The 16,974-nt window shown below is 34.7% G+C and carries 12 protein-coding genes; 9 read left to right on the top strand and 3 right to left on the bottom strand.

All coding sequences use genetic code 11. The annotated features are described in order from the left end of the window. The first annotated feature begins 206 nt into the window (after positions 1 to 206). From BMW63_RS08340 to cysK, 3 genes are all read left to right on the top strand, one after another. Positions 207 to 1,160 carry a hypothetical protein gene (locus BMW63_RS08340; RefSeq protein WP_139174218.1) on the top strand — a complete coding sequence of 318 codons (954 nt, stop codon included), beginning with the start codon at positions 207 to 209 and terminating at the stop codon, positions 1,158 to 1,160. Positions 1,161 to 1,270: 110 nt separating this feature from the next. Then, entirely contained in the window at positions 1,271 to 1,723 is a 453-nt protein-coding gene (locus BMW63_RS08345) for a DUF1569 domain-containing protein (RefSeq protein ID WP_074723000.1), read from the top strand. Between the two features lie 616 nt (positions 1,724 to 2,339). Continuing rightward, on the top strand, positions 2,340 to 3,254 hold the full coding sequence (gene cysK, locus BMW63_RS08350) for a cysteine synthase A (RefSeq protein ID WP_074723001.1): 915 nt from the start codon (positions 2,340 to 2,342) through the stop codon (positions 3,252 to 3,254). Between the two features lie 298 nt (positions 3,255 to 3,552). Here cysK and BMW63_RS08355 read toward each other — a convergent pair whose 3' ends face one another. Next, positions 3,553 to 4,191, bottom strand: a complete 639-nt coding sequence (locus BMW63_RS08355; RefSeq protein WP_083380399.1) for a MarR family winged helix-turn-helix transcriptional regulator — start codon at positions 4,189 to 4,191, stop codon at positions 3,553 to 3,555. 105 nt (positions 4,192 to 4,296) lie between these two features. Here BMW63_RS08355 and BMW63_RS08360 point away from each other — a divergent pair, with 105 nt between their 5' ends. From BMW63_RS08360 to BMW63_RS08380, 5 genes are all read left to right on the top strand, one after another. Then, a complete protein-coding gene (locus BMW63_RS08360) occupies positions 4,297 to 6,780 on the top strand; it encodes a TonB-dependent receptor (RefSeq protein ID WP_074723003.1) in 2,484 nt (827 codons plus the stop codon). 68 nt (positions 6,781 to 6,848) lie between these two features. Beyond that, entirely contained in the window at positions 6,849 to 7,058 is a 210-nt protein-coding gene (locus BMW63_RS08365; protein WP_074723004.1) for a hypothetical protein, read from the top strand. A 243-nt stretch (positions 7,059 to 7,301) separates the two neighbouring features. Next, positions 7,302 to 9,629: a type IA DNA topoisomerase gene (locus BMW63_RS08370; protein WP_074723005.1), complete on the top strand. Its 2,328-nt coding sequence runs from the start codon at positions 7,302 to 7,304 to the stop codon at positions 9,627 to 9,629. Between the two features lie 423 nt (positions 9,630 to 10,052). Beyond that, positions 10,053 to 12,455: a TonB-dependent siderophore receptor gene (locus BMW63_RS08375; RefSeq protein ID WP_074723006.1), complete on the top strand. Its 2,403-nt coding sequence runs from the start codon at positions 10,053 to 10,055 to the stop codon at positions 12,453 to 12,455. A 49-nt stretch (positions 12,456 to 12,504) separates the two neighbouring features. After that, positions 12,505 to 13,053: a PepSY-associated TM helix domain-containing protein gene (locus tag BMW63_RS08380; RefSeq protein WP_074723007.1), complete on the top strand. Its 549-nt coding sequence runs from the start codon at positions 12,505 to 12,507 to the stop codon at positions 13,051 to 13,053. 83 nt (positions 13,054 to 13,136) lie between these two features. Here the strand turns inward: BMW63_RS08380 and BMW63_RS08385 are convergent, their stop codons facing one another. After that, entirely contained in the window at positions 13,137 to 13,523 is a 387-nt protein-coding gene (locus BMW63_RS08385; protein ID WP_139174219.1) for a hypothetical protein, read from the bottom strand. A gap of 218 nt (positions 13,524 to 13,741) precedes the next feature. After that, the gene (locus BMW63_RS08390; RefSeq protein WP_074723009.1) at positions 13,742 to 16,375 is read right to left on the bottom strand and encodes a valine--tRNA ligase; all 2,634 of its coding nucleotides are present in this window, start codon (positions 16,373 to 16,375) and stop codon (positions 13,742 to 13,744) included. A 160-nt stretch (positions 16,376 to 16,535) separates the two neighbouring features. Between BMW63_RS08390 and BMW63_RS08395 the strand changes: the two genes are divergently transcribed. Next, a complete protein-coding gene (locus tag BMW63_RS08395) occupies positions 16,536 to 16,925 on the top strand; it encodes a DUF1573 domain-containing protein (RefSeq protein WP_074723010.1) in 390 nt (129 codons plus the stop codon). The last annotated feature ends 49 nt before the right edge of the window (positions 16,926 to 16,974 follow it).

Consider the following 16,974-nt stretch of genomic DNA (forward strand, 5'->3'; position numbering starts at 1 on the left):
GACTTCGTATCCATTCCAATTATCACTTCCTTTGATTACAATTACTCCATTTAATTACTTTACGGAAGTGCAGCACTTGAGATTCCCCTGCTATACCTAGTGTTCCTTCTTAAAAATTGCGATTGCCGTGCATCGTAATAATACTATTTTTGCCTTCGAGAAGACCTTATAAAACTTGGCTTTATCCCTTAAATACAACCTCAAAAATGAAATACCGTTTATCATTACTAACGCTTTTGACTATTACACTGTCATATAGTCAAGAGATGAAAAAGATCATCCTAAAAGATCGTGATACAAATGACCTATATATTAATGACGGAGATTCAACAACTTTATATTATTTAAAATCAGTCCCAACAACTGAAATTAAAGGCGTCCTTGTGATTCTACCATCAGGAGGTGAGACCACTGAAAATCTATTAAAACAAATAACATTACACCACCTCGCGGTTGAAAAAGGTTTAATAGTACTTATTCCTTCCATTAACTTTGGAACAGAAAATAGAGATACAGAATTTCAAATCTTGGACAAAATTTTTAGTGAAATAGTAAAGGAATATAGTGTTTCTAAAGATAATTTTATTTTAGGAGGCTTATCAAATGGAGGTATGATTTCCTTGAGTTATGCCGAAAAAGCAGTTAAATATCCGGGTACCACTTTTCTAGTGCCTAAAGGGATTTTTGCTTTAGACAGTCCGTTAGACAAAGCGCATCTGTATCAATACTGTGAAAGGGAAATTGAAAGAAATTATAATGAAGCAGGAGTTGATGAAGGAAAATGGATAATAGAGCGATATAAAAAATTATACGGCACACCTTATAAACATCCTGAAAAATACATAGAAGCGTCGATTTATTCCTATGGCGCAAAAGAAGGCGGAAATGCAAAATACTTGAAACAGATTCCATTGCGAATGTATACAGATTTTGATGTTGAATGGTTAATGAAGGAACGTCATCGTGATTTGTATGATTGGAATGGAACTGATATTATAGCAATGGTTAATCTGTTAAAAGTTATGGGGAATGCTGATGCAAATGTAATCATCAGCTATGGAAAAGGGTTTAAATTAGATGGAAGGAAACACCCACATTCCTGGTCAATAATGGATTCTCAAGATTGCCTTAATTGGATTAGTAACTTACTTGAAAGGTAAAAAAAACTAGCCATTTCTAGCCATTTCTGCTTCTCAAACTTCATGCAAATAAAAATTTTCATACCTTAGTTTCGTTCCTAACAAATTAGTATACTTATAAAATAATGACAATGAAAAATCTTTTTGATATAGTCGAAGCAACAGAAATCATAAATCGCATAAACCAACTAACTCCAACGACGAAAAATTTATGGGGAAAAATGAATGTATCACAAATGCTTGCCCATTGCACGGTAACCTATGAAATGGTTTATACGGACAAATACCCCAAACCAAATTCCTTTAAAATATTTTTATTAAAAACATTTGTAAAAAAAGCCGTTGTAAGTGATAAGCCATATCCTAAAAATGGTAGAACAGCACCTCAATTTTTAATTACAAATACAATAGAATTTGAAGAGTCGAAAAAGAAATTAGTTGAATATATTAAAAAAACGCAAACTTTAGGAGAAAGCCATTTTGACAATAAAGAATCTCACTCTTTTGGAAAATTGACTACGCAGGAATGGAACAACTTGTTTTACAAACATCTTAACCATCATCTAACACAATTTGGAGTATAAAAACTCGGGAAATAGCCTGTTACTAAAAACCACTCTTTTGTTGTACTTAAAGAAGTTCCAATGAAACCTTTGATCAACAGAGCTGGTACTACGAAGTATTCCTTTTTAAAATTTAAGATTGCTGCTCATTAATTCTATTTTTACTTTCGATAAACCTCCGGGTGCCAGGATATTATTTTTAGTTTACCAACATAAAAACAAAACGTAAAAAACTTTGCGCCGTACCACCTTCACGACCAAAAGATTCCCTTCATAACTCCTGGAAATTTCTCTTTATTACCAACTTCTAAATTCCTAATTTACAAATTCAAAACTCGCTGTGCGAAGTCTCCTGACTTCGTACCGAATCCAATAAGCTAGCAACAAGAAGCAACTTTTTATTAAAAGTAAAAACATCCGCTCTCCGAAGTATTCCTACTTTATTTTAAACATCGCTATGCTATTTATCTTCGCTTATGAAAATTATTTTTACAGAAATTTATTACTATCCGCTTCCTAACTGAACAGAAGTCTTTAATTCCAAGATTTGCATTTTTTATGAATTATTTACAATTGTTATTTTTGTAGAGTCTCTATAGTACGCTATATTTACTTTAATAAATAAAAACTTTCAAAAATGAAATACGATACTATATTAGAAACCATTGGACATACTCCCCACGTAAAAATAAATAGATTGTTTGGACCCAACCATAATATTTGGATTAAATTAGAAAAAACAAACCCCGGAGCCAGCATAAAAGACCGAATCGCTTTGTCTATGATTGAAGATGCAGAGCAAAAAGGATTACTGAAAAAAGACAGTGTTATTATCGAAGCGACCTCAGGAAATACTGGTATAGGTTTAGCCATGGTTGCCGCGGTAAAAGGCTATCGTTTAATATTGGTAATGCCCGAATCCATGTCGGTAGAAAGAAGACGTTTAATGAGCATTTACGGTGCTGAATTCGTGTTAACACCCCGCGAACTAGGAATGAACGGAGCCATAGCGAAAGCAAAGGAACTATCTGAAGAGATCTCTAATGCTTGGTTACCGCTTCAATTTGACAATCCAGCTAACATTGAAATTCACAAAACAACAACTGCACAAGAGATCTTGAAAGATTTTCCTGATGGTTTAGATTATATGATCACAGGCGTAGGGACAGGTGGTCACATCACCGGTTGTGCTGAAATCCTGAAAAAACATTATCCAAATCTTAAGGTTTTTGCCGTAGAGCCAGAAGCATCACCAGTTATTAGCGGTGGCGCTCCCGGTCCTCATCCTCTTCAAGGTATTGGCGCAGGATTTATCCCCACTAATTTACATACAAATCTCTTGGATGGAGCCATTCAAGTGAGTAAAGACGAGGCCTATGACTACACTCGAAGAGCTGCCAAAGAAGAAGGAATCTTAATAGGTATTTCCTCTGGAGCTTCCTTAGCGGCAGTAGCCAAAAAACTTTCTGAAATTCCTGAAAATGCTAAAGTACTTACTTTTTGCTATGATACTGGGGAACACTATCTGAGTGTGGAAGGTCTTTTTGAATAATAACATTATTGAGAAAGCAACTATAACAAGAAACCGATTTGTGAAAGCAAGTCGGTTTTTTTATGTCCTTTTTCTGGGCATGTCCCTGCTTCCACTAGCGTTGCAGCAGCGTCAGGCTGTACGCTACAATCTTTGTTACACTAAGTTTCACAAAGGATTTCCACTACCATCCTTCATGCAAAACAACTACTTTAATTATTACAAAAAAAGACTAATTCTTTTGAAATAAACTAATTGCAACAAATAACAAACTTGATCAAACCCTCTTTGAAAAATACCGAAAATTTCATCTAAGATTTCAGTCTACATTGACAATCCCTAACTTTTCATTTATTAATTTTTCATCATTGGCGTCAAATAGTGGTCTATGAAAATCATTTAGTTTAGAAAGCATATTTATTAAAATGATTTTTTCCTGCTCAGTCAGATCGCCTGAAACAAGTTCACCCATTTTTTCTAATTGACCTCTAACTGCCTGTATTTCTTGCAAACCAGCAGCAGTAATTGATAGAAGCTTGCTTCTTTTGTCATTTGGATTATCCGTTTCCTTAATTAATTTCTGACGTAGTAATCTTTTTAAAATTTCGTTTCCAGAGGATTTTTCAGTTGCATTTTTCCGAATTACATCCCCTTTCATTAATTGTTTGTCTGGCAATAAACTTGCCATAAAACTAAGGTCATCAATGGAATAAATTACTGAATTTTTAAATATTTTTCGAGAATAAAATGTCGCATATTTATAAATAAAATAAATGTACATCGTGAGAGCTGGTTTTGCTTTTTTAGATAAAACGACTTCGCTTTCTTTATTGACTTTTACTTCTAGCGACAACCATTTGGCAAAATGCTCGTCATCCCATTGTTCGCCCTCAGCGAGTTGATTTTCGTATTTTTCTGTCCAATCAATTAGCTTTTTTATATTAGAATACATATTCATTTTAGTATTTTATAAAGCAAAATTAAATAAATAAAGTTTGGTATAATAATAAATTACACTATTTTTGCGTAAAAATAGTATTTCATCAAACTAAATTAGAGGCTAATGTATAAAAGTAAAGTAGAATTTACCGTTCCTTTTTTCAAAAAAATCACTGTTTTACTCGTTATATTTCTGCTTGCTGGATCTGCTTATTCTCAAAATATGGGAAGTATCAGCGGAACAATACTTCAGAAAAATAATCAGCAGTCTTTGGTTGGTGTAAATATTAACGTTACAGGTACCAATCTATCCACAGTAACTGATTCTATTGGAAGATTTAGAATTTTAAATATCCCTGTTAAAACATACAACCTGAGCATAAGTACAGTAGGTTTTAAAACAGTGACTCTTTATAATATTGTGGTGAATAGCGGTAATGAAAAAGTCTTCACGATAGAACTTGAGCAAGAATATTCAGTTTTGGACGAAGTTATCATAAACTCTAATAAACGCAGTGTTCGTGCCGCCACACTCGAAACGCCGCTTAGTGTTCAAAAATTAACCGCAGAAGAAATTAGAAGCAATCCAGGAGGAAGTTTTGATATTAGTAAAGTCATTCAAACTTTGCCAGGCGTTGGCGGAGGACAAGGCGGAGGAACATTTCGGAACGACATTATTATTCGTGGTGGCGCTCCGAACGAAAATGTATTTTATTTAGATGGAATTGAAATCCCTGTTATCAATCACTTTCAAACGCAAGGCGGAAGTGGCGGGCCACAAGGAATTTTAAACGTATTTTTTATTGAGGATGTCAAATTAAGCTCCTCAGCTTTTGATGCTAAGTATGACAATGTTTTGAGTAGTGTATTTCAATTTAAACAAAAAGTAGGTAATGCAAATAAATTTCAGGGGAATATTCGAGCTAGTATTCTAGAATCGGCGATTACATTAGAAGGTCCTTTATCGGCAAACAAAAAAACAACTTTTTTACTATCTGCCCGAAAATCCTATTTTCAACTTCTAGTAAAAGCAATTGACGCTCCGTTTCTTCCTGATTTTTCTGACTTTCAAACCAAAATAACCCATAAGATTAATGATAAAATGACTTTCAATTTTATCGGAATTGGTGCAATTGATAATTTCAAATTTCTTACTCCTAAGGAGGCCACTCCAGAAAAAATATATCAAGCGAATTCTAATGCAAGCATTCAGCAATGGAATTATACAATTGGTGCATCATTAAGAAGAAGCGTAACCGATGGCTTTTGGAATTTAGCTTTGAGCAGAACACGCTTCAACAACAACCTTCAAAAATTTGAAGACAATCAAAACCCAACACCACAAACACAAACGCTGGATTTTGTTAGTAATGAAACCGAAACCAAACTGCGTTTTGATATTAATAAGAGCAAAAATAGTTGGAAAATAGCTTATGGCGCATCAGCACAATTGGCAGAATATGACAACAATACATTTGCAGTACTACAAAAAGAAGTTCGAGACAGCAATAACAACATTGTTCAAAATCAAGTAAATCAAAATTTTACAAGTCCGTTGAAACCTTTTGCAAGATTAGGTTCTTTTGTGCAAGTTGGAAAAAGAGCGTTTGATAATAGACTAGGAATTAGTGGTGGCGTTCGTACTGACATGAATACTTTCACCACAACAGGAATGAACGGACTTAAAACTTTATCGCCGCGACTTTCTTTGAGTTATGTTTTGGCCGATAAATGGACAGTGAATGCTTCTAGTGGAATTTATTACAAATTGCCAGTATACACGATTTTAGGCTATGCAAATAATAATGATGAATTAGTCAACAAAGAGGCAAAATACACCCGTTCAACGCACTACACGACTGGTTTTGAATTTTTACCAAATAACGGATTGCGATTTACAGTAGAAGGTTTTTTTAAACAGTATAGCAATGTTGCGATTTCGTTCAGAGACGGAATTTCTTTAGCAAATCTTGGAACAGATTTTACAGCTTTAGGTAACGAGGCGGTCAATACAAATGGAAAAGGGCAGTCATATGGTTTAGAATTTTTCGCACAGAAAAAATTAACAGATAAGTTTTTTGGAATACTTTCTTATACTTATTACCGCAGTTTGTATAGTGGTGCCGATGGACGATTGATTGCTAGTAGCTGGGATAATAAACATTTATTGTCTGTAACCTGGGGTTATAAATTTGAACATAACTGGGAATTAGGTTTGAAATTCCGCTATCAAGGCGGTGCACCATTTACGCCATTTGATGAAAATGCTTCAAGACTCAATTTTCTATCTCAAGGACGAGGAACATTAGATTACACAAGATTAAACTCCCAGCGTTTAGGCGGCTTCAACAGTAGTGATGTTAGAATTGACAAAAAGTTCAATTTCAAAAAATTAACTATCGATTTATTTTTGGATGTAACCAATTGGTATGTAGCAAAAAATCCGGTAATACCAGAATATACTTGGGAAAGAACAGCCGACAATAGTACCTTTAAAACTACTGACGGATTTGCGATAAAGGCAGATGGAAGTAATGCAATACCAACACGAGTAAAAAATGATGACCCACAAGTAATACCTAATCTTGGTGTAATTGTTGAATTTTAATAGAAATAACGCATCATTTTGAATTCAGCCAAAATTAATTTGTAATCGATTATTTATTATAGTGAATTATGGTAGAGGTATTTAAGACAAATGTCCACGGCATTGAAGAGGCAAAAACACTACTTCAGCTATTACTCAAACACTTTTCTACGCTACAAATAAACTTTGATTTAGATGACTGTGATAAAATACTACGAGTAGAAGGCGAAATTATTCCAATAGTGGCTATTATTGAACTGCTTATTAACGAAAATTATAAATGTGAAGTTTTGGAATAAAACAGATCGGACCAATTCAAAATTATAAAGCTCTTAATAGATATCCTTGCTGAACATTCTAGTTATACTATTTTTATTTTCGAACTAACTTCTGGTTTTTACCATAGTTCAATTAATTTACTCGAATATGATTGAAAATTTGTGCCTTAGCGGCAAAATCATCTCGTTCATAACTCCTGAACATTTCTTTTCCATACCAATTTCTAAATTCTTAATTTGCCACTTCAAAATCAATAAGAAATAATGAAGGTCTGTATTGCCGAAAAACCAAGTGTAGCACGCGAAATCGCATCCGTTTTAGGTGCCAATACCAAACATGATGGTTATTATGAAGGTAATGGCTATGCTGTCACCTACACCTTTGGGCATTTGTGTACCTTAAAAGAACCTAACGATTACAAATCCTATTGGAAAAGCTGGGATTTGAACAACCTACCCATGCTTCCCGAAAAATTTGAAACCAAAGTAGTGGAGAATTCAGGGATTCAAAAACAATTCAAAATCATAAAAAGCTTATTCGACAAAGCTAGTTTGGTCATCAACTGCGGGGATGCCGGACAAGAAGGAGAACTCATTCAGCGCTGGGTAATGAACGAAGCTAACTATAAAGGCGAAGTGCAACGACTATGGATTTCCTCCTTAACCACCGAGGCCATCAGAGAGGGTTTTGAAAACTTAAAACCATCTGCCAACTACGACAATTTATACTACGCTGGATTTTCCAGAGCCATTGGCGACTGGTTATTGGGTATGAATGCGACTCGCTTGTACACTGTAAAACATGGTGGATACAAACAAGTATTATCTATTGGACGCGTACAAACACCTACATTAGCCATGGTTGTAGATCGTTGGAAAGAAATTGAAAATTTCAAACCACAACCCTATTGGGAGCTACAAACATTATATCGAGAAACACTTTTTAGTTACGAAGAAGGTCGTTTTTTGAAAAAAGAAGACGGAGAACTTTTGGCCAATAAAGTCAAGGAAAGTGATTTTGAAATTGTCTCTATCGAAAAAAAGAAAGGAAATGAGTTTGCACCAAAGCTTTTTGATTTAACGGGCTTACAAGTCTATTGCAATACTAAGTTTGGCTTTTCAGCGGATGAAACCTTGAAAATTGTTCAAACCTTGTACGAACAAAAAGTAGTCACTTATCCCAGAGTCGATACTACGTTTTTACCCAACGATATCTATCCAAAAGTACACGGAATTCTACAAAACCTAACCAATTATGCTGCTTTAACAGAACCACTTTTAGGTAAAAAAATAAAAAAATCCGCTAGCGTTTTTAATGATAAAAAAGTAACGGATCACCACGCAATTATCCCCACGGGAATTCAGAGCAACTTGCAATACAATCAGCAACAGGTGTATGATATTATTACCAAACGTTTTATTGCCGTTTTTTATGATGATTGCTCGGTAGCGAATACCACGGTAATTGGTAAAGCGGCTGATGTATCTTTCAAAACCACTGGAAAAGTAATCTTAAAAAAAGGATGGCGCGTTGTTTTTGACAATTCGACTTCGCTCAGTACCAACGCTAAAGAAAAAGAAGCTGATTTGTTACCCGACTTTGTTGAAGGTGAAAAAGGGCCGCACCAACCTTCCTTTTTAGAAAAGGCAACTAAAGCACCCAATCAGTTTACGGAGGCGACCTTATTACGTGCGATGGAAACAGCAGGAAAACAGGTTGACGATGAGGATTTACGGGAACTGATGAAAGAAAACGGTATCGGACGTCCATCGACACGAGCTAATATTATTGAAACGCTTTTTAAACGGCAGTATATTATTCGAAATAAAAAACAAGTCTTGCCAACGCCTACAGGAATTCAATTGATTGACACCATTCAAAATGATTTGGTGAAATCGGCAGAATTGACGGGATCTTGGGAAAAGCAGTTGAAAGATATTGAAAAAGGAACGTTTACTGCTGCTGCATTTATCAACAATATGAAACGCATGGTAGAAGCTTTGGTATATGAAGTGCGCAGTGAAACCAAGCGTGCCAATATTTCGCATGCGGGAAGTATTCAAAAACAAGAGGCTACCGTAGAGAAGAAGAAAGCAGCAGGAATTGGAGCAGAAGTTTGTCCGAAATGCAAAAAAGCGACACTTCTAAAAGGAAAATCAGCTTATGGTTGCTCCGGATATAAAGCGGGTTGCGATTTTGTATTGCCTTATACTTTTGCCGATAAAAAAATATCAGAAAATCAATACTTGCGCTTACTTCAAAAAGGGTCTACGGTCAATTTAAAAGACTTTAAAATAGATGCTAGAACGGTAGAAGGGTTACTTCGTTTTGATGAAAACTTCAAACTCAAGTTAGAACCTAAAAAAATAGCTACTCCCACTCCACCAAAAGAAAACAAAACGCCATCTGATGCTTTGCCTTGTCCGAAATGTCAAAAAGGAACGGTCATCAAAGGAAATACCGCTTACGGTTGCAGCGACTATAAATCCGGATGTGCTTTTAAAGTCACTTTTGATGTAGTTAGAGAAAAATTGAAAGACCAGAAACCAACTAAAGAATTGGTTTATAAAATATTGGGGGAAAACAACTAGGCACTTTTGCCGTCGTATTTAAATTTACAACCTAAATTTTGAGCTTTACAAAGAACTTTCATCAAGCCTTAAAACAACAGGACAGTTAGTTCATCAACCCCCCAAGAACAAACGCCTTTATAAGCTTCTAAAAGCATTTTTGATTCCCCAAATTTCTTAAAAATAGAAAAGACCTCTTTTAAATCACTTTGAAAGAGGTCTTTATTGTTTTAAAAATCCTAATTCTTATAAAAAAGCATTTCTGACTCCCCTAAAAATACTTGAAGGAAATCACACCTTTATTTCGATACATAAAAACTTTATTTTCAATTTACTAAAAAAAAGTTAAATTTATTATTAGTATTTAATCTAAATAAGCTTTGTAATTTCAAAAGGAGATTATATATTTGCATCGTTATTTTTACTTATTCCAAATAAACAATTATGAGCACTCAAATTAGAATACTTTTTATATTATTATTTACTTCATTATTTATAAATGCACAAGAACACGGAATCATCGAAGGCAAAATACTTTCTGCAGATGGATTTCCGCTTCCAGGAATAGCTATCAAATTAGGCAAGGAAGCAAAAACAACTGAAACGAATGCCAATGGCGACTTTAAATTTGCCAATTTCCCTACAGGAAGCCATACAATAACACTTGAGGGTGTTGGGATGAAAAAACAATCTAAAGAGATTAAAGTTTTGGCCAACCAAACAAATTTTGTGGAATTTAGATTAATTGAAGACATCACGACCTTGAAGGAATTAGTGATTAAAATCAAGCAAACTCCTAACGAGAAGAAAGAAACCGTTTTATCAGGTCTGGATATAAAGCCAATTGACCTACCACAAAGCATTCAAATTGTAGGACATCATATTATAGCACAACAGCAAGCGGTACGATTGAGCGATGTTATTCGAAATGTGAATGGTGTCTATGTTGGTTCGGCCCGTGGTGGTGCCCAAGAATCATTCTGGTCTCGAGGATACGATATGTCTTCTAATAATATGTTTAAAAACGGTTTCCGTTTTAGCAATGGTTCTCTCCCAGAAGTATCTTCTCTGGAAAGAATAGAAGTACTTAAAGGAAGTGCCGCGCTCTTATTTGGAAATGTCGCTCCAGGAGGTATCTTGAATATGGTTACAAAAAAACCTTCTTTCAAGAGCGGATGGGAAATTAGCATGCAGATGGGAAGCAACGCCTTCTACAAACCATCTATTGATATTTATGGTCCATTAAACAATGCCATCGCTTACCGATTTACAGGTTCATACGAAAACTCAGAAAGCTTTAGAGATGTTGTAAAAAAAGAACGTTATTATGTCAACCCATCGGTACTATTTAAAGTAAGTGACAAAACTGAAATCGTATTACAAGGAGATTATTTACACGATGATTGGACTCCTGATTTTGGAACCGGAATGACTGGGAAAGAAATCGCTGACGTACCTAGAAACACTTATTTAGGTGCCACATGGTCTAACGGTCAAACACGACAAGCCAGTGTTTCAGGGTTAGTAAAACATGAATTTAACGACGATTGGAAATTAAACTTCAACTCTTCTTTTCAAAACTATAACAGAACATCTAAAGGTACAGAACGTATCCAACCAACAGAGGATGGCTACTGGGAAAGACCATTAGGTCAAAATAAAAACCTAGAACAAATACTTGGACAGCAAATCAGCTTACAAGGAAATTTCAATACTGGAAATATAAAACACCAACTATATACAGGTGTTGACTTTGAGAATTCTTATGCTCAAGCATATACTTATACATTCTCACCTAACACTTATGGTAGCGGTAACATTTTTGATTTTGATAATTTTGATCAAGGTGCTGCCATTCCAGATGCAACAAACACAAAAATAGTAAAAACAGACACAAACCGTTTTGGAATTTATGCGCAAGATTTAATTTCGCTTACTGACAAATTCAAAGTGTTGGCAGGATTACGATGGTCATGGCAAGAAGCTCAAGCTGAAACTTATGATTTAACTAAAACGCCAACTACGGTTGCAACTGATGCGAAACGTATCGACCAAGCTTTTACTCCTAAGTTAGGTCTTGTATATCAACCTACAAAAGACATGGCCTTATTTGCTAGTTATTCTAATTCTTTTACGCCAAACTCAGGCACAACAGTAGATCTAAAAGTAATCAAACCCTCATTAATTGATCAATATGAACTAGGGGTTAAAAAGGATTTCTGGAACGGAATATTATCAACTAATGTTACATTATACCAAATTGAAAATAGCAACTTAGCCCAAACTGCTGAATTTAGAGCAGATGGAACATTAAACACTGATTCAAGCATAAAAGTTTTGAGCGGTGCAACAAAAAGTAAAGGGGTAGAACTGGATATCACTGCACGACCTATTGAAGGCTTACGTATAATGGCAGGTTACAGTTACAATGACATGCGATATACAAAAACTTCGGGAGGTAACGGAAGCTTTATTGTAGGAGATCGTCTGGCAAGAACACCAGCAAATACAGCTAATTTAAGCTTTTTCTACACCATACCATCAGGAATCTTAAAAGGATTTTCAATTGGATCATCAGCAAATTACATAGGAAAACGAGTAGCTGGATGGAACAACCAAATCTTGATTGACCCAGATACTCAAGTTGTGACTCTTAGAGATAGACAAGTACCAATAAATGATTACACTACTGTAGATATATCTGCCGGTTATGAATGGGGTAAATTCTCTGTCTTATGTAAATTATCGAATGTTGGAAACGTTTTAGACTATACCGTTCATGAGAACTACAGTGTAAACCCAATTGCGCCCAGTCAAGTGATGACTTCATTAAAATATAAGTTCTAATTAAACCTTTTTTACCTTTATGGTCTAAAAAAATAACTTCACAAAAACCATGAACAAAAAGACTTTCAGAAATTTACATCGAGATTTAGGCTATTTCTACATTGGACTTATCGTTTCCTTCGCTTTTTCAGGACTGATGATGAATCACCGTGAGATGTGGCATCCAGACAAATATACTACGGAAACAAAAAGTATTGAAGTAACACTACCGGAAGAAAGTGAAATCAATGAAGAATTTGCTAAGGACTTAGGTACGAAACTGGAAATAGACGACAAATTTCGTCGACACAACATCAAAAAGGGAAACCTAAAAATTTCATTTGAAAACACCGATGTCGAAATTGAAATGAAAACTGGAAAAGGAGAGATTATTTCTTTCATAAAAACACCAATCATCAGTCAGTCCATGAGTTTACATAAAAACACCTCTAATTTCTGGATTTATTATTCTGATATTTTTGCCTTAAGCCTAATCATTATTGCCATAAGCGGAACAATAATGGTAAAAGCCGGAAAATTTAGCTGGAGAAATCGAGGTTGGAAGCTGGCAGTTGCAGGAATTTTATTTCCACTTTTATTCTTGTTTTTATTTGGATAAAGTTCTGAAGATACAGCTAAAAAATCCGTAATAGTACATTAACTATTACGGATTTTATTTTTTTAAAGCTATTTCAAATACACCTATTGATGCGCTAAGTTCATTTCAATATTATTTGTATTAAGTAACGCTGCTAAATTTGAATATTGATCCGGATCATACTTTTCGACACCACTTTGATACCAATGTGAAATTATATTAATCTGGAAAGCAGTGTAGCCATCTGTTTCTATGTCAAAACCAAACATTCCTGCGATAAGAAAATCTTCTAAGATTTTTTCAGTTATAATACGTTGCGGTATTCCGCAACAAATTAAACCATTCCTATTCTCGTAATCTAACCGACCTGATTTAAATCCGGTAACAAATGCTTTGTTTTTTTTCCTCTCTAAAGATAAATGTGGATTTACGCCTATAGAATATCCATCAAAATAATCTTTCCTATAAGTGGAATTAAATAATTTTCTCATTTGGTATTGTGTGGTATTTAACAAATAAGCTATAAAAGTAAACAAAAATCGACTCCGAATTGTACATAAATCGTTTAAAGGGAAAAATATCCCTTGAAATACAACCGCCATGTCGTTCGTCGAGAAAACACCGAATTTTCCTTAAAAAAAGTACTGACAAACAAAAACCCCATCTCGTTTCTAACAAGATGGGGTTTACAACTATATAATTATTACTATTACTTCAATCCAGCTAAACTTTGCTCGATTGTTTCAATTTTAGCTAAAGCATCCGCTTCTTTTTGTCTTTCATTTGCCAAAACTTTCTCAGGAGCTCCGTTTACAAATTTCTCATTAGACAGTTTCCCTTGTACTGATTTCAAGAAGCCCTTTGTATAATTTAATTCCGTAGTTAATTTTGCAATTTCTTCTTCTACGTTGATGTTTCCTGTAATCGGAATAAAATATTCATTCGATTTTACTCTAAACGATAAAGCACCGTCCACTTTTTCAGTAACATATTCTAATGCTGTGATGTTTCCTAATTTGGTCACAACCGAATCAAAATAAGTAGAAGCCGAATCGTTATTAATCGCTTTTAATTCAATCGCATCTTTAAAAGGGATATTCTTGTCTTTACGAATGGTTCTAATTCCAGAAATTACTTCTGCGACATTTTCAAAATCGGCAATTAGAGCCGCATCGAAAGGCTTTAATTCTGGCCACGTTGAAACAATTAATGCTTCTTCCGGAGTTCTCTCTGCTAATATCTGCCAGATTTCCTCTGTCAAAAATGGCATAAAAGGATGCAATACTTTTAAATTATTTTCAAGCATTTCTATTGCTTTCGCAAAAGTAATACTATCAATAGGCTGTTGGTATGCCGGTTTAATCATTTCTAAGAACCAAGAACAGAAATCATCCCACACTAATTTGTAGGTTCCCATCAGAGCTTCTGATATTCTGTATTTTTCGAAATTATCTTCGATTTCTACAAGCGTTTGTTGCAATTTAGCTTCGTACCATTCGATAGCCACCTTAGAAGATTCTGGTTGCGGAATTGTATCAGATACTTCCCATCCTTTTATCAATTTGAAAGCATTCCAAATTTTATTAGTAAACCCTTTACCTTGATTGCATAATTCTTCATCAAACATTATGTCATTACCTGCAGAAGCGCTTAACAGCAATCCTACACGAACACCATCGGCACCGAATTTCTCTATTAAATCTAAAGGATCTGGTGAGTTCCCTAATGATTTAGACATTTTACGTCTTTGTTTATCACGGACCAATCCCGTTAAATAAACATTAGTAAATGGTTTTTTTCCCGTGTATTCATAACCTGCAATGATCATTCGCGCTACCCAGAAAAATAAAATGTCTGGTCCGGTAACTAAATCATTAGTTGGATAATAATATTTAAAATCTTCACTTTCTGGATCCATTATTCCGCCAAAAACAGACATTGGCCATAGCCAAGAAGAAAACCAAGTATCTAATGCATCTACATCTTGTTTTAAGTCCTCAGTCTTTAGTCCAGAGTTCTTAGTCTTTTCTTTGGCTAAAGCCAAAGCGTCTTCAATATTTTCGGCAACTACAAAATCCTCTTTTCCATCTCCGTAGAAATAAGCCGGAATTTGTTGTCCCCACCACAATTGACGAGAAATATTCCAATCACGAATATTATTCAACCAGTGAGCATAAGTATTCTCAAAACGCTTAGGATGCAATTTAATATCTCCGTCCACTAATACAGATTGTATCGCTGGTTTTACTAAATCTTCCATTTTTAAGAACCATTGATCTGACAATCTTGGTTCGATAACGGCTTTTGTTCTTTCAGAAGTTCCTACTTTATTTAAGTGCGTTTCTGTTTTTGCAAGTGCTCCTATTTTTTCTAATTCTACAGCAACTTCTTCACGTATTACAAAACGGTCTTTTCCTTGGTAATGCATACCAAAACTATTCATCGTAGCGTCTTCATTGAAAATATCAATGATTTCAAGATTATGCTTCTCTCCTAGCGTTTTATCATTCATATCGTGAGCAGGAGTCACTTTTAAACATCCTGTCCCAAATTCGATGTCTACATATTCATCTTCAATAATAGGAATCACACGACCACAAATAGGTACAATGGCTTTCTTACCTTTTAAATGAGTAAAACGTTCATCATTTGGATTGATACAAATCGCACTATCGCCAAAAATTGTTTCTGGACGCGTTGTAGCAATCGTTAAGAAATCTTCACTTCCTTCAATTTTATAATTAATGAAATATAATTTTCCTTGTCTTTCTTCAAAAATAACTTCTTCATCAGACAAAGTTGTTTTCGCTTCTGGATCCCAGTTTACCATTCGGTATCCGCGATAAATCAGTCCTTTGTTATATAAATCAACAAAAGAACGAATTACAGATGCTGACATATCAGGATCCATAGTAAACTTAGTACGTTCCCAGTCGCAGGAAGCACCTAATTTTTTAAGTTGTTCTAGGATAACACCTCCATATTTGTCAGTCCAATCGTAAGCGTGTTTCAAAAATTCCTCACGAGATAAATCAGATTTATTTATTCCTTCTGCTTTCAATTTAGCAACAACCTTAGCTTCTGTGGCGATAGAAGCATGATCGGTACCGGGAACCCAGCAAGCATTGAAGCCCTTTAGCCGCGCTCTTCTAATCAAGACATCTTGAATCGTATTGTTTAACATGTGTCCCATGTGTAAAACTCCAGTAACGTTAGGCGGAGGAATTACAATGGTATATGGCGTTCTATGGTCAGGCTCCGAATGAAAATAATTATTTTTCATCCAGTAGTCATACCATTTATCTTCAATATTCTTGGCGTCAAATTGTGCGGGAATTGTCATAAAAGCAACTGTTAAAACCAAAATTAAACTTTGGTCTGATATTTGTAATTCATATAGGGAACAAAAGTAAATAATTAAGTACACTATAAAAAGCGAAATAAAAATTTGTGCTTTAAATATAAAGAAACTAAATTTACTTTTTATCTATAAAAAAAATCTTATGAAAAAAATAGCAACAATAATAGCGGTTATATTCTTTACTAGTATCGGATTTGCCCAGAACGGAGCTAAAATTGAATTCAAAGCTGAAAATAATACTATCGATTACGGAACGATCACTAAAGAGAAGGACAATGGTATTAGAGTATTTGAATTTACCAATACTGGAACAGCTCCTTTAATTATCTATTCTGTTCAATCCACTTCGAGCACTACAATTCTATCAAAACAAAATGAAACTATTTTACCAGGGAAATCTAGTAAAATTGAAGTAAAATACAACATGGCCGTAGGACCAATTAGAAAAACGATTACAGTAGAATCTAATGCTGTTAATTATGACGAAGGGAGAGTTCCTTTAAAAATTAAGGGGGAGGTAATCGCTAATTAGTATTAGTCATACCTTAATAAAATTAAAACGTTCCTTGATAATTATTTCA

The organism is Flavobacterium frigoris (assembly GCF_900111075.1).
Lineage (GTDB): Bacteria > Bacteroidota > Bacteroidia > Flavobacteriales > Flavobacteriaceae > Flavobacterium > Flavobacterium frigoris.